The organism is Halococcus salsus, from assembly GCF_009900715.1.
GTDB classification, from domain to species: domain Archaea; phylum Halobacteriota; class Halobacteria; order Halobacteriales; family Halococcaceae; genus Halococcus; species Halococcus salsus.
The window spans coordinates 520,491-537,400 of the sequence record NZ_JAAAJC010000001.1 but is presented as its reverse complement, the minus strand read 5'-3'; the positions used below and the strand labels follow the sequence as shown (position 1 = coordinate 537,400).

The window sequence follows — 16,910 nt, the reverse complement described above, 5'->3', positions numbered from 1 at the left end:
CGCTGTTGCTGTGCCATGATGGAATCCTCACCAGTGGGTCGTTTGCGGTTCTATATAAATTTTTTCAACCCGGCTCGAAAAAGCGCCGGACGTGGACGGGATGGTGTGACACGGCGTGGCGCGAGCCCCCGCCCTCACCGACGGTCGTAGACCGCCACCGCGCGGTCCGACCGCGAGGAGACCCCGCGGGGGTTCCGCCGACCCCGGTCGCGCCACCGGGCGAGGACGCCTCCCGCTTGCCCCCGGGCGGTGCCGGTTATCACGTCCCGGCCGGTGGCGGCCCAGCCGGAGGGGGTCGCCTCTCCGCGGACGATGTCGCGAAGCTCCGCCGCGGCGTCGCTGCCGGCGTGGCTCAACAGCCGTCGTGCCGTGGTCGGTCGGAGCCCGTAGTTCTTGACGAGGCGGTAGGCGAGCGCCCGGTACTTCCAGTACCAGTCGCGCTCGGCCTGCCCGCCGTCGGAGAGGGCGTGCGGCACGGGCGTTCCCGGGTCGCCACGCTGTGGGGCTTTCACGCCCCGCCGGACCGCCATGCCGTCGCGCCAGGCCACGTCGTAGCCGGCGGCGGCGAGCCGGTGGGCGAGGTCGCGCGAGCCGCCGGTTTCGAGGTACTCGTCGAAGCCGTCGAGCCCGTCGAGCGCCTCGCACGAGAACGCCACGTTGAAGCCGTCGAAGTAGGTCACCTCCCGACCCGCGATGGCGCGGGTCTCGGGGGCCGGCCCCTCGGTCGGCAACGTGGGACCCGTGACCGCCCCTATCGAGGAGCGTTCGGGGAGCGAGTAGCCCTCCGCGAACGTGTGATTTCGGGGGTGGACGTGGTCGCCGGTGAAGCCGTCGGCGAGCGCGGCGAGCCAGCCCGCGGCGACCGTTCGACCCTGGCCCACGAACGCGATCCGGTCGCCGTCCGCGTGTTCGATCCCGGCGTTGCGCATCACGTTCACGTTCCGGTCGGCGACCTCGACCAGCACGTCGACGTCCTCGCGCTCGCGAACGATACCGGTGGTTCCGTCGGCCGACGGGCCGTTGACGACGACCACCTCGCTCTCGGGGGCCACCGCAGCGAGCGCGTCGAGACACGCCACGAGCCGTCGCCGAGCGTTGAGCGTCGGCACGACCACCGAAAGCTGCATGAACGACCGATACCCCGTCTCGCTATAAAAACCCCTGTTTTACCCGCTACAGCCGGTATCGAGGGGTCAGTCGACGTCGGCGAAGAAGCCGGTCCGTTTGGCGCTCGGGTCGTCGGTGCCCCACGGCGGGTCGAATTCCTCGATCGACAGCCGTGGGAGGTGTTTCGCACAGTGGATGTAGGCCTCCTCGACTTCGAGTTCGACCCACGTCTTCGTTCGGTTCACGTCGGTCGGGTCGTGGGCCCCGTCGACCTCGTCGTGGAGCGTGGCACGGCCGTTGACGTGGAGTCCCACCGTCGTGTCCCACCAGTCGACGAAGAGGAACGTCGCGTGGGGGTTCTCGTGGATGTTGCCGAGCGAGGCCTGGACCCCGTTGCCCCGGAACTCGGGGTAGGCGAGGTGGCGGTCGTCGAGCACCGTCACGAACCCCCGCGGGCCGATCCGGGGCGAGCAGTCGGTGTTGCCGTCGCCGTCCGCCGTGGAGAGGAAGAACATGATCCGCTCGCGGACGAACGCCGCCATCACGTCGTTGAGCCGGTCGGAGACGCTACCGTCGTAGAACGCGAGCGCGCGGGCCTTCGTGCCGAACCGCTCCTGGAGGTCGTGTTCGCCGTCGCTTCCCGGGCGACCGTCGGCGTCGTCGCTCATGTGTGTGGAAGGCAAGCGACGAGCAAAGCCCTAACGACCGAGGGAGACGGGATTCGAAACAGGCCGGGGCCGAGCAGCAACAGGTCGGGGCCGAGCAGCGCCTGGACGGGCCTACTCGATCGCCTCGCACAGCAGGCTCACGCCGAGGTCGATCTCGCGCGGGGTCACGTCGAGCGGCGGGAGGATCCGGAGCGCCTTCCGCCCGCAGGCGAGCGTCAGCAGACCGCGTTCGAACGCCGCCTGCAGGACGTCGTCGCGGCGCTCGGGGGTGTCGAACTCGACGGCGAGCATGAGGCCCTTGCCGCGAACGTCGACGACGCCCTCCGGATCGGCGTCCGAGAGATACTCCACGAACTGCCGACCGCGTTCGGTCGCGTTGTGGAGGAGGTCGTGTTCGTGGATGGCGTCGAGCGTGAGCGCGCCCTGGAGCGAGGCGATGACGTCGCCCGCCCCCCAGGTCGAGGAGATCCGGCCGCGTTCTTCGGGAAAGACGTCCGAGCGGGAGATCGTGGCCCCTACTCTGAGTCCCTTCGCGGCGGTGATCACGTCGGGCTCGATCGGGTAGTGGTCGGCGGCCCACATCTCTCCTGTTCGCCCCATCCCCGACTGGATCTCGTCGGCGACCAGCGTGAGGTCGTAGGTCTCACACACCCGCGCGACCTCGTCCATGAACGCCTCGCTCGGGAGGCGATAGCCGCCCTCGCCCTGGATCGGTTCGAGGATCAGGTAGGCCACGTCCTCGGGGTCGACGAACCCGCCGGGCCCGACCATCCGTTCGAGGCCGGTCGTCTCGCCACCGAAGAAGCCGCACGAACACGTCTCGGCCTCGCAGTGTCGGTCGTCACAGAACGGGATCGTGTGGACGCTCGGGATCTCGGGGTAGTCGCGGCGGTAGACCGACTTCGAGCGGTTGAGCGAGAGCGCGCCGAGCGTGCGGCCGTGGAACGCGCCCTCGGTGGTGATCCCGTACTTTCCTTTCGTATGGTCGTAGCAGATCTTGATCGCGTTCTCGACGGCTTCGGCCCCGCTGTTCGAGAGGAACACCTTGTCCATCCCGTACTGCGAGGTGATGTCGAGCAGACGATCCATCAGCCCCGTCGGCCCCGGGAGGTCGGGGTTCTCGGGCGACCCGCCGCCGCTGACGTAGAAGTCCTGGCCCGCGATCTTGAGCGGGTCGACGAGGTCGAACTCGCGCATCGGGTCGAGGACGAGGGGATTGTTGTAGCCGAGCGGTGCGGCCCCGACGTGGCTGGTGAAATCGAGGAGGACGTTGCCGTCGACGTCGGTGCAGAAGGGGCCCTCGGCGGGGGCGGTGCGGTCCCAGACGAAATCGTAGACGTAGGTGCTCGGCGCGGCGCGCTCGGTGTGGTACTCGACCCACTCGCGTGCTCGCTCCCCGGGGATTTTTGCCACCCGCGGTTCCGCCGTCTCGCGGTTCATGTCGTGGGTATGGCCGAGGGGTTCTTAATGAATGCTACTCCAGCGGCCGTAAGGCAACGAATGTCACCCGACGGGACAGAACGTTCCGTTTCGTCACTCCGGGTGCGGTTCGGCCGTGTCCGTGTCGCGGGTCCGCCGGGCGTACTCGGCGATCGGGTCGAGGAGGTCGTCGGCGATCTCGTAGGGGTCGGTCTCGCCCGCCGCGACCGCCGCGGCGAGGTCGTCGATACCCCCGCGGGCGTCGATCTCTTCGGCCAGGAGGTCGGCGGTGTCCTCGCGGAGCAGGGTCCGGATCTCCTCGGCGTAGCGCGTACGACGCTTGGCCTCGATCTCGCCGGTCGATTCGAGGTGGGCGCGGTGGTCGGCGAGCGCCTCGACGAACTCCTCGACCCCTTCCCCACGGGTGGCGACCGTCTCGATTATCGGCGGTGTCCAGCCGCTCTCGTCTTCGGCCTCGGCATCGCTATCGGCCCGCTGGAGCGCGACCGCCTCCTCGCCCGAGTGGTGGTCCGCGTGACGGGCGGTCGACTCGTTCCCGGCGCTCCCCCGGAGCCCGATCATCTCCGAGAGTTCCTGCACCGTCCTGTTCGCGCCGTCGAGGTCGGCCTTGTTGACCACGAACACGTCGGCGATCTCGAGGATCCCCGCTTTCAGCATCTGGACGTCGTCACCGCTCCCCGGCTGGAGTAATACGGTCACCGTGTCGGCGGTCTTGATGATGTCGACCTCGTTCTGGCCCGCACCGACGGTCTCGACGATGATCCGGTCCTTCCCGAACGCGTCGAGCGCCTTCACGGCGTCGGCGGTCGCGATCGAGACCCCGCCGAGGCTGCCACGGGCGCTCATCGACCGGAAGAAGACGTCCATGTCGCCGATGTTCGAGGCCATCCGGATCCGGTCGCCGAGCACCGCGCCACCGGTGAACGGCGAGGAGGGGTCGATGCCGATGATCCCGACGGTGAGGCCCTGGTCGCGGTACGTCTTCGCCACCTTGTCGACCAGGGTGGACTTGCCCGCCCCGGGACTCCCGGTGATGCCGATGACCTCGGCGTTCCCGGTGTGGTCGTAGAGGCCCGAGACGAGGTCGCGGTGGCCCGGCGCGCGGTTCTCGATGGTGGTGATCGCCCGCGCGAGCGCGCGGTGGTCGCCGTCGAGCAGGCGCGCGAGGAGGTCGTCGTCGGTCATCGCTCGGGGGCGTTCTCGCGGACGAACGCGATGGTCTCCTCCATCGACGCGCCCGGTCCGAATATCGCCGAGACTCCCTGGTCCTTGAGGCCCTGTTTGTCCTTGTCGGGGACGATCCCGCCGACGATCACGAGGGTATCCGAAAGCGCGCCGTACCCGTCGAGCCCCTCCAGAATTTTGGGGACCAGCGTGTTGTGCGCCCCCGAGAGGATCGAGATCCCGAGGACGTCGACGTCCTCCTGGACGGCGGCCTGCACGACTTCGTCGGGCGAGCGGTGGAGGCCCGAGTAGACCACCTCGAAGCCCGCGTCCCGGAACGCGCGCGCGATGACGTGGGCCCCACGGTCGTGGCCGTCGAGCCCCACCTTGGCGACGAGACACCGGATCGGGCGCTGGGCCTGCTCTGCACTCATACCGACCCGCTACGACCGCCGCCGGTTTGTGTGTATCGATGCTTCGGGATCGACGACCGGTCAGACCCCGTGCGGGCCGAGGTGGGCACGTTCGTGTTGGACCGCCTCGAACACGAGCCAGAACCCGGCGAGGCCGACGAGGACCGGCCCGAAGCTTCCGGGGTTCAACCAGTCGACCGACCGGCCCGAGTCGAAGGCGTAGTAGGTGCCGCCGCGTTCGACGATCGACGGCATCGTCCGTGAGTCGTCCTCGAAGTCGAAGCGCTCCCCGTCGAGAGCCGCGTCGACGTACTGGCGCTCTTCCGGGGAGAGCTGGTCGTACGGCGTGGTCTCGCGCTCCTGCTCGAAGGTCGGGTCCTGGATCTGGTGGTTGTACGAGAAGTGGTAGTCGAAGTCGGCGGTTCCGAGCCAGGCCGGGAGGCTGGCGAGCAGGACACAGACCCCGAGCAGCATGAGTGTGAATCGAAGCGCGGAGTGTCGTTCGAGCAACGAGCTGTGGAGGAGCGACCGAACCATATCCCGGGTGAAATCGGCTGTTGGTAAATATTTTCCGACAACTTCTCCTCAAAAACAGAAACTCCATTGTCTGGATGGATTTCGAGACTAGAGGCGGGAACCAGAAGACGCATTGGGCGGACGCCCCGAGCGCCGGTAATGGCAACCGTCAGCACGCAGGGGCCGGTGAAGTCACATCCGCTCCTCACCACCGCGGTGCTCTCGGTCATTGGCTACGTGCTCGTGCTCGGGACGTTCGCCGGGTTCGTGAACCTCTTTCCGCCGATCGGGAACGACACCGTCATCCTGTTCTCGGACCTCATCGCGGTCATCAACACCTGCGCGCTCACCGCGCTGCTCGTCGGTTTCTACTTCATCCGCACCGGCCAGATCAGGAAACACCGCGCCGCGATGTTGACCGCCTTCGGGCTGATCATGGTCTTCCTCGTCTGCTATCTCTGGAAGGTCGGCGGCGGCTTCGAAAAGGAGATCGTCATCGAGCAGGGCCAGTTCCTCGCCGCCTACGCGGGGGTCGTCAGACCCGCCTACCTCGTGATGCTCGCGATCCACATCCTGCTCTCGGCGGTCGCGGTCCCGGTCGTGATCTACCCCGTCGTGGTCGGTCTCACCCACACCCCGAGCGAGATCGAGGAGACCGCCCACGCCCGCGTCGGCCGGGTCGCGGTGGCCTCGTGGTCGCTGAGCCTGTTCTTGGGGGTCGTGACCTACTTCCTGCTGAATCACGTCTATAGCTGGGTACCGAGATAGCGGGCGGCGTCTTTCAGTCCCGAAACCGCGTCCCGTCGACGTGTACCGGCTCTGGACCGAACAGCGCCCGCGTGAGCAACCGCCGTCCGAACGGAAGCCGGGCTATCGGGATCCGCGCGGGAACCGCGAACAGCGTTCGTAGAAGCGAGCGCGTGACGGCATCGGGGAGCCCGTCGCTGCGCCGAACGATCCACGACAGCCCGCGTTCGGCGAGTCGCTGCCCACGTAACACGCGCTCGACCGCGGGCCGTCGCCGCTGCTCGTACCGCCGAAGCGTCCCCGTCGAGAGCGGCCCATCGCCACGGTCGAGCGCCTCCGCGACGACCGCGTGGGCGACCACGGCGTCCTGGATCGCCAGCGCGTTGCCCTGGGCACCGATCGGCGAGGCGACGTGGGCGGCGTCGCCGAGCAGGAGGAGGCCATCCCGAACCCACGTTTCGGATAGTCCGGGTTCGATGTGGAGCAGCGAACAGTCCTCGAAGCTCGGGAGCGCCTCGGGAAAGACGGCGTCGAGGCTCGGGTCGACCGCGACGAGCCGCCGACGGAACGCCTCGATGCCCTCGGCCCGGAGCTCCGGGTAGGTACCCTTCTCGACGAACCAGCCGAGTTGGACCTCACCGCCACCGACGCCGAAGTAGAGCAGGAGGCCGTGTTCGTTGAGCCGGGACTGGGCGGCGTTCTGAGCGACGGTGTCCGGGAGCTTGAACCAGAGGAGTTCGATGCTCGAATCGAGGAGCCCGGGGTCGATGTCGGCCGCCGTTCGAACCGTCGAAAATCGCCCGTCGGCACCGACGACCAGCCGGCTCCGCACCACGAACTCCTCGCCGGTCTCGTGGTCGAGTGCGCGAACGCCGACGACCCGTCCGGCCTCGTGGACGAGGTCACGAACCGGCGTGTGCGGTCGGTAGGTGAAGCACTCGAACGCGCTCGCCGCCTCGATGATGACTTCGAGCAGCGGCGGCTGTTCCATCAGGAGCGCGAAGTCGTAGGGGCCGGGGATGTCGTCGAAGTCGAACACCTCGTACGAGCGGTCGTAGACCGAGACCTCGCCGACGCGGACCTCCCGGTGGTCGAGGTCGAGTATCGGGTCGAGGAGGTCCATCTCGTCGAACAGCCGGAGCGCGTCGGGCTGGAACCCGAAGCCACGGAACTCCCGATCGAGGTCGCGATGGCGCTCCAAGAGGAGCGTCTCGACACCGCTGCGTGCGAGGAGGTAGCTCAGCACCGCGCCACCCGGTCCCGCGCCGACCACCACCACGTCTACCTCGTGTTCGTCGCCCCCGTGCATAGCAACCGGAGGCTACGTCGGGGATCGGCTTAGCGTTGCTTGCGGTCGCGACGAGGTTCGTTCGCGCTGATGGCGTAGACCAGCGGGATCTCGGGTCGACCGTCGCCGATCCGGTAACGACCTCGGTCGTCGCGAACCATCCCCTCGAACCGCTCGAAGAAGGTGTAGGGATACTCCGAAACCCGTTCGATGGACAGCCCTGCGTTCACGAGTGCGGTGCACACCTCGCCGAGACCGTGGGTCCACTCGTAGGAGACGTTCTGGTCGGTGGCAGCGTCGGGGTCGGCGTAGGACCCGGTCCCTTCGAATCGGCGGGCTCCCCCATCGAAGTACGACCGCTCGGGTTCGAACGCCACGTCGAAGACGTCCGTCACGGGGTGGAACTCCGCGAGACAGAGCCGACCGCCGGGACGGAGGAGCGCCGCGACCGTCCGCGCCCACGCCTCGATATCGGGGAGCCAGACCAGTGCGCCATAGGACGTGAACACCACGTCGAACTCGCGGTCGAGGGTTTCGGGTGCCTCGTCGACCGAACAGCACACGAACTCGGCGTCGACGGCGGCCTGCTCCGCGATCCCACGCGCCGCCGCGACCGCTTCCGGGGCGAAATCGACCCCGACGGCGTCCGCCCCCTCGCGCGCCCACGACAGCGTGTCGAGACCGATGTGACACTGGAGATGGACCAACGACTCGCCCGCGACGTCGCCGAGGTGATCGCGTTCGGGCTCGTGGAGCGTCGATTCGCCGGCCAGAAAGCCGCTCACGTCGTAGAAGTCGGTCTCGGGATGGATGCTCGCGAGTTCGTCCCACATCTCGCGGTTGGTTTCGGCTCGTTCGTCGGCCATTCGACGGGGAAACACCGGCGGGAGGAAAGCTCAGTCGGTTTCCGGGAGGGCGTAGGCCCCGAGCGCGAAGACGACGACCGCGACGACGCAGAGCACCATGAAGTCGAACGTCCACGGCCCGCCGGCGAAGGTCAGGTTCCGCACGCCACGCGCGAAGTACGTCAGCGGGGAGAGGTTCATGACCGGCCGGAACCAGCCGGGGAGGAGGTCCGGCGAGATGAACGTCTCCGAGAGGAAGAGGAGGGGTAACCCGATGGCGTTGCTCGCGGCTATCACGCCGTCGGTCGAGCCCGCGAGACTGCCGATCAGCGCGCCCAGCCCGCAGAACAGCGCGACCGCCACCGCGACGAACGGGATCACGGCGAGCGAGAGCGAGATGTTCGCACCCGTGACGAACACCACGAGGACGAGGATGATCAGGCTCGCGAGACCGATGACGACGACGTTGACGAGGGTGTGCGCGAGCAGCCACTCGGGGCGGGTCAGCGGCGTGGTGGCGAGCTTCTCGAACCGACTGCCGTCGCGGAACCGCGCGACCGTGCTCCCGACCCGCGAGAGCGGCGTCAGCAGCACGACCACCGCGAGGTACGCCGGGACGTAGTAGCCCGGTGCCTTCGAGAACAGCCCGCCGCCCGTCGGTTGGGTGCCGACGAGCACGCCGAAGATCACGATCAGGAGCACGGGGAAGAAGAAGGTGAAGAACACCGCGGTCCGCCGCCGGAGGAACGACTTGCCGGCGGCTGCGAACTCCGCGTGCACCCGACCGGTCGCGGTCACTGGGCCACCCCCGCCTCGGGACCCCTGGTCGGCTCCTCGACGGGGTCACCGCCGCCGCCGACCGCCTGACCCGTGACGGCGAGGTAGACGTCCTCCAGGTCGGGCTGACGCCACGCGAGCTCGCCGTAGGAGACCCCGTTCCAGTCGAGCTCGGCCACCACCGCGCCGATCTCGGTGGCCGAGACGTCCTCGACGACCAACAGCCCGCCGCGCGAGGCGACACGGTGGTCGGTCGACTCCAGAGCGGCGGGCTCGGCGTCGCTCTCGATCTCGAGCCGCGTCTCCCCGCCGTACTCGCCGACGAGCTCGCCGGGTGTCCCCACCGCCGCCACCTGCCCGTCGGCGAGGAGGCCGACTCGGTCGGCGAGGCGTTCGGCCTCGGCCATGTAGTGGGTGGTGAGGAGGATAGTGGTGCCGCCCGCAGCGAGGTCTTCGAGGAGCTCCCAGAGGGCGCGCCGGCCCGCGGGGTCGATCCCGGTGGTCGGCTCGTCGAGCACCAGGAGGTCGGGGTCGTTCACCAACGTCGCGCCGACGCAGGTCCGGCGCTGCTGGCCGCCCGAGAGCTTGCCGTACCACGTGTCGGCGGTGTCGGCGAGCCCCATCTCGTCGAGCACCGTCTCGACGTCGCGCGGGTCGTCGTAGAGCCCCGCGTAGTAAGTGATCAGTTCGCGTGCGGTGAGGCGGTCGGCCGGCGAGAAGTCCTGTGGGAGCACCCCGAGGCGTGTCCGCGCCACCTCGGTGGGTGGTTCGCCGAACACCGAGACGTCGCCGTCGACGTCGGTCGTGCCGGTCAGGGCACGGACCAGGGTGGTCTTGCCCGCGCCGTTCGGCCCGACGAGCGCGAACACCTCGCCGGCATCGATGGAGAGCGAGACCCCATCGAGCGCCACGGTATCGCCGTACTCCCGACGAACGCCGTCGGCGATGAGAGCCGCTGGCATGTCGAACCCGAACCTCGCCGCGGCTTAAGCGGTTGCGTTCCGCCGGCGGAGTGTCGTCGTCCTGACTGGTCGTGGCTCAGGGTAGGAGACCACGAACCTCGCGAACGATGCCGTCGACGTCGTATTCGTCCTCCGCCTTCTCGAAAACCACTTCGCCGTCGACGCGGACTTCGAGCACGCCGTGGTCGCCGGTGACGAGTGCGACGCTGTCCAGTCGGTCGCCGAAACTCGTGAGGAGGGCGTGCTGGATCGCCTCGGCACGGTCGAGGAAGCCACACGGGACACAGTATTCGATCTCGACGTCGGTCATGGATCCCCTCGAAGCGCCGCGGGGTTAGCCCTGTCGTCGCTATCGGTCACCGAACGGCCGCCAGTAGAGCAGCCCGACGGTGACGACGAAGACGACGGTCGAGAGCCCGTAGGAACTGGTAAGCGCCGCGCCCGCGACCGCCGATGAGCTGCCCGCGACGCCGCTGACGACCGAGGCGATGACGGGCCAGGTACAGCTCACACACGAGAACAGTCCCAAGATCCCCGAGACGGCCGACCCGGAGACGTCGAGGGCGGTCGCGTAGACGAGGTACGCGAGCGCGACGTAGCCCACGACCTTGTAGGGCAACAGCGCGAACTGGACGGACGCGCCGCTGTAGACCAGCGCGGGGCCGAGTCCGGGCGGGAGGGGTGCGAGCCGGAACCCGGTCGCCATCGAACCCATCCCCGGACCGACGAGCCCGCCGGCGTAGGCCAGCACCGCGAAGTAGGCCACGGCGAGCCCCCCGACGAGGAGCTTCCGACGGCGGTCCGCCGCCCGCGGGCGGGTCCGCCACAGCGCCCAGAGCCCGACGTTGATCCAGACGAACGGGTAGACGTAGTACTGGAACGCGGTCGGTGTAACCGAGGGCTGCGCGACGTAGAGCAGGACCGCGAGGAGTTCGGCGTTGAGTATCACTGCACCCCAGAGGAGCGTGCCCCGCTCGGGGCGGAATCGGGCGAGGCGCTCGCGGGCCAACGGGGAGTGGCTCATAGCAGGATGGCGTCGACGACGATGGCGAACAGCAGCGCGCCGAGGTAAGCGTTCGAGGCGTGGAACGCCCGGAAGGCGGCCTGTTCGGTTTGCTCGCGGTGGAGGCCGACCACGGCCCAGAGGAAGAGCGCGCCGAAGGCCACCGTCACGCCCGCATAGAGCCAGCCGAGCGAGGTGACGGCCGACAGAACGCTCGCGCCGAGCAGGGTGGCCGCGAGATACCAGACGATGTGTTTGCGGGTGAGGCGGTCACCGCGCACGACCGGCATCATCGGGAAGTCGGCGCGCGCGTAGTCGTCCTTGTACGCCAACGCGAGGTTGTAGAAGTGCGCCGGGGTCCAGAGGAAGATCACGCCCGCGAGCGCGAGACCCGGCACGCCGATCTTTCCCGTCACGCCGACCCAGCCGATGAGCGCCGGCAGCGCGCCCGCAGCTCCCCCGAGGACCGTGTTCTGGACCGTGTTGGGTTTGAGCACGAGGGTGTAGATCACGCTGTAGAAGAGGATCGCACACAGCCCGAGCGCGGCGGCGAGGAGGTTCACGGTCGAGAATATCGCGAGCGAGGCGACCGCGAGGACCACGCCGAAGCCGATGGCGTTGCGGACCCCCACCTCGTCGGTGGCGAGCGGTCGGTCGGCGGTCCGGTTCATCCGACGGTCGATGTCGCGTTCGAGGACGTGATTGAAGGTGCCGCTCGCGCCGATCGCGAGCACGCCACCGAGCAGCACCGAGACGACGGTGACGGCGTCGAGCGCGGGACCGGCCGCGAGCGCCATCCCGGCGGCCGCGACGAGACACAGCAGCCACATCAGCCGGGGCTTCATCAGCTGGAAGTACGCCCCAGCGAGCGTCTTGAGTCGCGAGAGCCCTCCCGGTCGGGTCGTCGTATCGGTGGCGGCAACGGTCCCGGAGGAAGTCGATTCGGTGGTCGTCGCGGACGGTTCAGCAGCCGTCGCGGGCGGTTCGGTGGCGGACGGAGCAGCTTCCGGGGGTTCTGCGGGAGTCGAATCGACCGGCGAGCGCTCGGGGACGGTCTCGAGGGTCCAGGCGAGCGCGGCGACGAGGGCGGCGAAGATCGCCATCCCGAACAGGAGGTGGAGGTTCGTTATCCAGCCGATGGTGGTGGTGGCGGCGAGGGCACCGATGCCGATCTGGACCGGGTAGCCGACGAGCGGGACCGCGAGCGCGGCCTTCGCCCGACCGGGGACCTCGGCGCGCCACGCGACGACGACCGCCGCGAGCACGACCAGCCCGACCACGAGCGCGGCGATCCGGTGGCCCCACGCGATCAGGAGCCGGGTGTCGTCGAGGTTCGTGCCGCAGGCCGGCCACGTCGAACACGCCCCGGCTGCGTTGGTGAGCGACGTCGTCGCGCCGATGACGATGAGGAGATAGACGCCGATGACGGCGAGGGCGAGCAGGTTCGTCACCCGTTCGCGGCCGGTAGAGCTCTCGAGAGTCACGATGGAATGGTTCGACCCGAGGTTCGCTGCGGCCGTACTTAGGCTCCGCGCTTTCGGCCACCGGGCGGGGAGTCAGCAGGTATTTATGTCCCACAATCGGAGGCAACGGTAGATGAACCGAAAGCGCATCGGGCTCTGTGCCGCCCTCGCGGTCGCGCTTCTTCTCGCCGCGACCGAGCCGGTGCTGGCACAGTCCTCGATCAACGAGGAGCTCATCAACGGCCTCAACGGCAAGCTCCTCTGGGTCGCGGTCCCGATCACGATCCTCGTCGAGGGTATCCTGATCTACACCGTCTGGAAGTACCGGAACAACGACAACCCGACGCCGACCCGCGAGAACCGCCGCCTCGAGATCACGTGGACGGTCGCCACCGCGGTCATCCTGCTGTTCGTCGGTCTCGGCTCCTTCCTCGTGATGGGAAGCCCCTACGTCGCGCCGTCCGACGACGGCGTGCAGGCCCAACAGCAGATACAGCCCGCCGTGACACAACCCGACGTCTCGGGCGCGGTCGCCCCGACCGAACCCGACGCGGCGCAGGTCGAGATCAGGGCCTACCAGTGGGGCTGGACGTTCAACTATCCCGACGACAACGTCACCTCCTCCGGGACGCTGGTGGTCCCCGCGAACACCGAGGTCTACCTCCACGTGATCTCCGACGACGTGCTCCACGCGGTCCACGTCCCGGCGCTCGGGCTGAAACAGGACACCATCCCCGGGCAGTACGACACGATCCAGACCAACATCTCCCAGACCGGGAGTTTCCAGCTCTACTGTGCGGAGTACTGCGGGTCGGGCCACTCGCGGATGCTCGCCAACATGACGGTGCTCCCCCAGAACGAGTACCAGTCGTGGCTCCAACAGCAGCGCCAGAGCGGCAACAGCCTCAACAGCGGTTCGTCGGGTAACGCCTCGGGGAACAGCTCCTCGGGCAACTCGTCGGCCGGCAACGCGACGGAATCCGACATCGCGGTCGCACCGGTCCCGGCGCGCGCGAACTGATCACGCCTCTTCTTCGACGGCTTCGAGCCCCGCACCCGTGATCGCGAACCGAGCGGTGTCGCCGGCGGGTTTCGCCGCGTGTTTCTCGAGCGTCGCCCGGCGGTTCCCCGCCCGGAACCGTTCGAATCGGAGGATGACACCGGTGAGGTGGGCGAGGGTGTTGCCACCCAGCCCGCGCGGGCGACCCGATTCCGTCTCGGGGTCGGCGAACACCTGGTTCGTGACGAGCACCGCGAGGTCGTATCGGCGCGCGAGCGAGAGCAGGTGGGTGACCTGGCGGCCGACCCGCCGGAGCGCCTCGCCGTCGTCGTTCGCGGTGCGTTCGAGCCGGTAGAAGCCGGTCGCGCTGTCGAGCACTATCAGCGAGGCCCGCTCGGCGAGTTCCTCGGCGTCCCGAACGGCCTCTTCCTGTTCCTCGAAGTCGAGCGCCTCGGCGATCACGATCCGCGACGAGAGCCCCTCGATGTCGTCGGAGCGTGCCCGTGCGAGCTGCTCGAACCGGTCGACCGAGAGCCCCTCGGTGTCGATGTAGTAGCTCGTCTCGCCGGCCACGGCGGTCTCGATGGCCGCCGACAGCCCGAGGTTGGTCTTGCCGGCGGCGGGCGGGCCGTAGACCTGGGTGACGGTTCCGCGTGGGAGACCGCCGCCGAGGAGGTCGTCGAGCGGGGGACAGCCCGTCGGGATCGGGTCGCTCACGGGCGGGCTTCTCCCCCACCCACCAAAAGTGATCGCGTCCGCGAGGGTCGGAATTTATGCGTTCCGGCGTCGGATCGCGGGACGTGATCGTCGTCGCCACCACCGACTTCGCGCTCTACCACGGGGTCGTCGCCGAACTCCGCGACCGCGGGGTCACCTTCACCACCGTCGAGCCCGGCGACGACCTCCCCGAACGGACCCGCGTCGTGATCGCGGGCGCGGGCGAGGACCCGCGACCCGACGACGCGACCGATATCGACCTCGTGCGGGCCGACCCCGACGCGCCGCGGAGAGGGGTCGATGCGGCGCTGTCGGTCGTGCGCGACGGGGGCCGAACGGTGATCGGCGTCGACCCGGGGAACAAACCCGGGATCGCGGTGCTCTCGGGCGAGGTCTGTGTCGCGGCGTTCCAGGTGCCGGTCGCCGACGCCGCCGCGGTGATCGAGGACGAAGTCGAGGGCGCGGTGGACCCGGTGGTGCGGATCGGCGACGGCGCACGGCTCGTCGGCGCGTCGCTGATCGACGACCTCGATATGCCCGTCGAGCTCGTCGACGAGACCGGGACGACACCGCACCTCGGCACCGGCGCGCGTGGGATGGGCGACGTGCTCGCCGCCGTCAACATCGCACGGCTCGCGGGCGAGCGCGTCACCCAGCGCACGATCGAACCCACGGCGGGCGAACTCGACGTCATCAAGGCGCGCTCGCGCGAGCGCTCCCCCACGAATCGGGAGATCGACGAGGTGCTCGCGCGCCGGGTGGCCGCCGGCGAGTTGAGCATCGAGGAGGCGCTCGCGGAGCATCGGGAGCCATGACGGACGAATCGGAGACGATCGATATCCTGCCATTGCTCGACGAGCTTCGAGTGATGGCGAAAGCGGGGCTGTTCTTCGTCGAGGACCCCTACGACCGGGAGCGCTACGAGCGGATGCTCGAACTCGTGAGCGAGTACTACGCCGAAACCGTCGCGCTGCCACCCGAGGAGACTAGAGAGCGGCTCGCGGCGAACCTCGGCTACGCCACGCCGAACGTCGGGGTCAAAGCCGCAATCTTCGACGACGAGGGACGCATACTACTGATGCAACGTCCCGAGGGTTCGACGTACGTCGCCGGAACGTGGGACATTCCCGGAGGGGCGGTCGAGCCGCTCGAACCGCCGGACGAAACGGCGGTACGCGAGACGCGAGAGGAGACGGGTCTCACGGTGGAGACGGTCGAAGTGGTCGACGCCTACTTCATGGATCCGAACCCGCTCAACCCCCACGGACACGTACTGCTACTCTACCTCTGTCGCGCGACCGGTGGCACGCTCCAGTTGTCCAACGAAGGGGCAGCACTCGATTATTGGAGGGTCGAGGACGTGCCCGAGTGGACGCTCGACTTCCACCGGCCAGCACTCGACGCGCGTCAAGCGTGGCGGGAACGAAGCGGCGAGAACTAGTCCCGAACCACGTTCTCCGCCCGCCGCATGATTTCTCGAATCGGGAGCCCGGTTTCGGCGGCGACGGCGGCCGCGTCGTCGTACTCGGCGCTCACGTCGTAGACGCTACCTTCGGTATCGCTGGCGATCTTCACCGTGACCTCGTGAGTCGTCCCGTCGATTTCGATCTCGGCGGTTTCGAAGGCGCGCTCGGCGATCCAGCGGTGACGCGCGCCGGTCTCGCGAACGCCGAGGGTGCCGGTCTCGACGGCGAGCGCTCGCGCCACCCGCTCGACGTCCTCGGGTTTGACGATGACTTGAACGAGGTGGCCGGGTCGGGATTTCTTCATCGTCGTGGGGAACACCGAGACGTCGCGCGCGCCCGCCCCCTTCAGGCGCTCGTGGAGCCCACCGAGGAGTTCGGGAGTGACGTCGTCGAGCGTGGTTTCGAGCACCCGGATCTCGTCGGGTACGAGACTTCCCTGGCCGTCCCCGACCAGCGCGCGGAGCACGTTGGGATGCTCGGGGAAGTCCGTGTCACCGGCACCGTAGCCCGAGCCATCGACGTCGAGCGTCGGGAGCTGTTCGACGCCGTCGGCGAAGTGGGCGAGGATCGCCGCGCCCGTCGGGGTGAGGAGTTCGGCCTCGACCGGCCCGCCGCGGAGCGCCCAACTCGCACGTTCGGCGACCTCGACCACGGCGGGAGCCGGGATCGGGTAGACCCCGTGGCTCATCCCGACCTCGCCACCGCCGGTCGCGACCGGGGTCGTCACCACGCGCTCGACGTCGAGGTCGGCGAGGAGCAGCGCCGCGCCCACCACGTCCGCGATCGCGTCGTCCGCGCCGACCTCGTGGAAGTGGGTCTCGTCGAGGTCGGTGCCGTGGACCGCGGCCTCCGCCCGCCCGAGGACCTCGAAGACCGCCTTCGCGTCGGCCTCCACGCCGGCGGGGAGTCCCATCGATTCGACCAGTTCGACCACCTCGGCGTAGCTCCGGGACGGACCCGCGCCCTCCGCGTGGGTGTGTCCGTCGTGTGAGTGGTCGCCGTGGGTGTGGTCGTGGTCGCCGTGTGCGTGGTCGCCATGCGAGTGCTCGTGGCTGTGCTCTTCGTGAGAATGGTCGTGGCTGTCGTGCGAGTGGTCGTGCCCGTGCTCGTTCTGGTTCCGATCCTCGCTATCGAGAAGCACGTCGACCGTCGTCGCGGCGATCCCGTTCTTCTCCGTGGTTCCGACCCGATAGCGGACGTCGAGTATCTCTTCGACGGGCTCCAGCACGCTGGGCTCCGCGCCCGCGGCGACCAGCGCCGCACAGACCATGTCGCCGCTCGCGCCCATCCGCCCGTCGAAAGCCAGCGTTCGCATATCGGAAGGGGGTCGGCGG

19 protein-coding genes are annotated in these 16,910 nt (G+C 68.7%); 4 read left to right on the top strand and 15 right to left on the bottom strand.

Going from position 1 to position 16,910, the window contains the following annotated elements:
• Positions 1–134 precede the first annotated feature (134 nt).
• From GT355_RS02825 to GT355_RS02800, 6 genes are all read right to left on the bottom strand, one after another.
• A complete protein-coding gene (locus GT355_RS02825; RefSeq protein WP_160133236.1) occupies positions 135–1,127 on the bottom strand; it encodes a glycosyltransferase family 2 protein in 993 nt (330 codons plus the stop codon).
• 66 nt (positions 1,128–1,193) lie between these two features.
• Complete coding sequence (locus GT355_RS02820; protein ID WP_160133235.1) at positions 1,194–1,775, bottom strand: pyridoxamine 5'-phosphate oxidase family protein; 582 nt, start codon at positions 1,773–1,775, stop codon at positions 1,194–1,196.
• Positions 1,776–1,886: 111 nt separating this feature from the next.
• Positions 1,887–3,215 (bottom strand): aminotransferase class III-fold pyridoxal phosphate-dependent enzyme, encoded by a 1,329-nt coding sequence (locus GT355_RS02815; RefSeq protein ID WP_160133234.1) that lies wholly within the window; start codon positions 3,213–3,215, stop codon positions 1,887–1,889.
• A 93-nt stretch (positions 3,216–3,308) separates the two neighbouring features.
• Entirely contained in the window at positions 3,309–4,400 is a 1,092-nt protein-coding gene (meaB, locus tag GT355_RS02810) for a methylmalonyl Co-A mutase-associated GTPase MeaB (RefSeq protein WP_160133233.1), read from the bottom strand.
• Complete coding sequence (locus GT355_RS02805) at positions 4,397–4,813, bottom strand: cobalamin B12-binding domain-containing protein (RefSeq protein ID WP_160133232.1); 417 nt, start codon at positions 4,811–4,813, stop codon at positions 4,397–4,399. The genes meaB and GT355_RS02805 overlap by 4 nt, the downstream gene beginning before the upstream one ends.
• A 60-nt stretch (positions 4,814–4,873) precedes the next feature.
• Positions 4,874–5,329, bottom strand: coding sequence for a DUF7979 domain-containing protein (locus tag GT355_RS02800; RefSeq protein ID WP_240145694.1), 456 nt, complete (start codon positions 5,327–5,329; stop codon positions 4,874–4,876).
• Between the two features lie 138 nt (positions 5,330–5,467).
• On the opposite strand from GT355_RS02800, the gene GT355_RS02795 reads away from it, so the two are divergent.
• Entirely contained in the window at positions 5,468–6,076 is a 609-nt protein-coding gene (locus GT355_RS02795; protein ID WP_120069383.1) for a DUF420 domain-containing protein, read from the top strand.
• 13 nt (positions 6,077–6,089) lie between these two features.
• Here the strand turns inward: GT355_RS02795 and GT355_RS02790 are convergent, their stop codons facing one another.
• From GT355_RS02790 to GT355_RS02760, 7 genes are all read right to left on the bottom strand, one after another.
• Positions 6,090–7,364: an FAD-dependent monooxygenase gene (locus tag GT355_RS02790; RefSeq protein WP_160133231.1), complete on the bottom strand. Its 1,275-nt coding sequence runs from the start codon at positions 7,362–7,364 to the stop codon at positions 6,090–6,092.
• Between the two features lie 29 nt (positions 7,365–7,393).
• Complete coding sequence (locus GT355_RS02785) at positions 7,394–8,209, bottom strand: class I SAM-dependent methyltransferase (protein ID WP_160133230.1); 816 nt, start codon at positions 8,207–8,209, stop codon at positions 7,394–7,396.
• A 30-nt stretch (positions 8,210–8,239) separates the two neighbouring features.
• Positions 8,240–8,986 (bottom strand): ABC transporter permease, encoded by a 747-nt coding sequence (locus GT355_RS02780; protein WP_160133229.1) that lies wholly within the window; start codon positions 8,984–8,986, stop codon positions 8,240–8,242.
• Positions 8,983–9,927, bottom strand: coding sequence for an ABC transporter ATP-binding protein (locus tag GT355_RS02775; RefSeq protein ID WP_160133228.1), 945 nt, complete (start codon positions 9,925–9,927; stop codon positions 8,983–8,985). The genes GT355_RS02780 and GT355_RS02775 overlap by 4 nt, the downstream gene beginning before the upstream one ends.
• A 76-nt stretch (positions 9,928–10,003) precedes the next feature.
• Positions 10,004–10,237 carry an Rdx family protein gene (locus GT355_RS02770; RefSeq protein WP_160133227.1) on the bottom strand — a complete coding sequence of 78 codons (234 nt, stop codon included), beginning with the start codon at positions 10,235–10,237 and terminating at the stop codon, positions 10,004–10,006.
• A 39-nt stretch (positions 10,238–10,276) separates the two neighbouring features.
• On the bottom strand, positions 10,277–10,951 hold the full coding sequence (locus GT355_RS02765) for a DUF7546 family protein (protein WP_120069361.1): 675 nt from the start codon (positions 10,949–10,951) through the stop codon (positions 10,277–10,279).
• On the bottom strand, positions 10,948–12,414 hold the full coding sequence (locus GT355_RS02760; protein ID WP_160133226.1) for a heme o synthase: 1,467 nt from the start codon (positions 12,412–12,414) through the stop codon (positions 10,948–10,950). Before GT355_RS02760 ends, GT355_RS02765 begins: the two co-directional genes overlap by 4 nt.
• A 112-nt stretch (positions 12,415–12,526) precedes the next feature.
• On the opposite strand from GT355_RS02760, the gene coxB reads away from it, so the two are divergent.
• On the top strand, positions 12,527–13,414 hold the full coding sequence (gene coxB / locus GT355_RS02755) for a cytochrome c oxidase subunit II (protein ID WP_120069356.1): 888 nt from the start codon (positions 12,527–12,529) through the stop codon (positions 13,412–13,414).
• Here the strand turns inward: coxB and radB are convergent, their stop codons facing one another.
• Entirely contained in the window at positions 13,415–14,110 is a 696-nt protein-coding gene (radB, locus tag GT355_RS02750; RefSeq protein WP_160133225.1) for a DNA repair and recombination protein RadB, read from the bottom strand.
• Between the two features lie 56 nt (positions 14,111–14,166).
• On the opposite strand from radB, the gene GT355_RS02745 reads away from it, so the two are divergent.
• Both GT355_RS02745 and GT355_RS02740 read left to right on the top strand, forming a co-directional pair.
• Complete coding sequence (locus tag GT355_RS02745) at positions 14,167–14,925, top strand: hypothetical protein (protein ID WP_160133224.1); 759 nt, start codon at positions 14,167–14,169, stop codon at positions 14,923–14,925.
• The gene (locus GT355_RS02740; protein WP_160133223.1) at positions 14,922–15,551 is read left to right on the top strand and encodes an NUDIX hydrolase N-terminal domain-containing protein; all 630 of its coding nucleotides are present in this window, start codon (positions 14,922–14,924) and stop codon (positions 15,549–15,551) included. The genes GT355_RS02745 and GT355_RS02740 overlap by 4 nt, the downstream gene beginning before the upstream one ends.
• On the opposite strand, the gene larC is transcribed toward GT355_RS02740, so the two are convergent.
• Positions 15,548–16,891 carry a nickel pincer cofactor biosynthesis protein LarC gene (gene larC, locus GT355_RS02735; RefSeq protein WP_160133222.1) on the bottom strand — a complete coding sequence of 448 codons (1,344 nt, stop codon included), beginning with the start codon at positions 16,889–16,891 and terminating at the stop codon, positions 15,548–15,550. The genes GT355_RS02740 and larC overlap by 4 nt on opposite strands.
• Positions 16,892–16,910 lie beyond the last annotated feature (19 nt).

Bases quoted from the DNA above. Each gene is read 5' to 3' on its own strand.
- GT355_RS02825 (WP_160133236.1), bottom strand. From the start codon at position 1,127: ATGCAGCTTTCGGTGGTCGTGCCGACGCTCAACGCTCGGCGACGGCTC.
- GT355_RS02820 (WP_160133235.1), bottom strand. From the start codon at position 1,775: ATGAGCGACGACGCCGACGGTCGCCCGGGAAGCGACGGCGAACACGAC.
- GT355_RS02815 (WP_160133234.1), bottom strand. From the start codon at position 3,215: ATGAACCGCGAGACGGCGGAACCGCGGGTGGCAAAAATCCCCGGGGAG.
- meaB (WP_160133233.1), bottom strand. From the start codon at position 4,400: ATGACCGACGACGACCTCCTCGCGCGCCTGCTCGACGGCGACCACCGC.
- GT355_RS02805 (WP_160133232.1), bottom strand. From the start codon at position 4,813: ATGAGTGCAGAGCAGGCCCAGCGCCCGATCCGGTGTCTCGTCGCCAAG.
- GT355_RS02800 (WP_240145694.1), bottom strand. From the start codon at position 5,329: ATGGTTCGGTCGCTCCTCCACAGCTCGTTGCTCGAACGACACTCCGCG.
- GT355_RS02795 (WP_120069383.1), top strand. From the start codon at position 5,468: ATGGCAACCGTCAGCACGCAGGGGCCGGTGAAGTCACATCCGCTCCTC.
- GT355_RS02790 (WP_160133231.1), bottom strand. From the start codon at position 7,364: ATGCACGGGGGCGACGAACACGAGGTAGACGTGGTGGTGGTCGGCGCG.
- GT355_RS02785 (WP_160133230.1), bottom strand. From the start codon at position 8,209: ATGGCCGACGAACGAGCCGAAACCAACCGCGAGATGTGGGACGAACTC.
- GT355_RS02775 (WP_160133228.1), bottom strand. From the start codon at position 9,927: ATGCCAGCGGCTCTCATCGCCGACGGCGTTCGTCGGGAGTACGGCGAT.
- GT355_RS02770 (WP_160133227.1), bottom strand. From the start codon at position 10,237: ATGACCGACGTCGAGATCGAATACTGTGTCCCGTGTGGCTTCCTCGAC.
- GT355_RS02765 (WP_120069361.1), bottom strand. From the start codon at position 10,951: ATGAGCCACTCCCCGTTGGCCCGCGAGCGCCTCGCCCGATTCCGCCCC.
- coxB (WP_120069356.1), top strand. From the start codon at position 12,527: ATGAACCGAAAGCGCATCGGGCTCTGTGCCGCCCTCGCGGTCGCGCTT.
- GT355_RS02745 (WP_160133224.1), top strand. From the start codon at position 14,167: ATGCGTTCCGGCGTCGGATCGCGGGACGTGATCGTCGTCGCCACCACC.
- GT355_RS02740 (WP_160133223.1), top strand. From the start codon at position 14,922: ATGACGGACGAATCGGAGACGATCGATATCCTGCCATTGCTCGACGAG.
- larC (WP_160133222.1), bottom strand. From the start codon at position 16,891: ATGCGAACGCTGGCTTTCGACGGGCGGATGGGCGCGAGCGGCGACATG.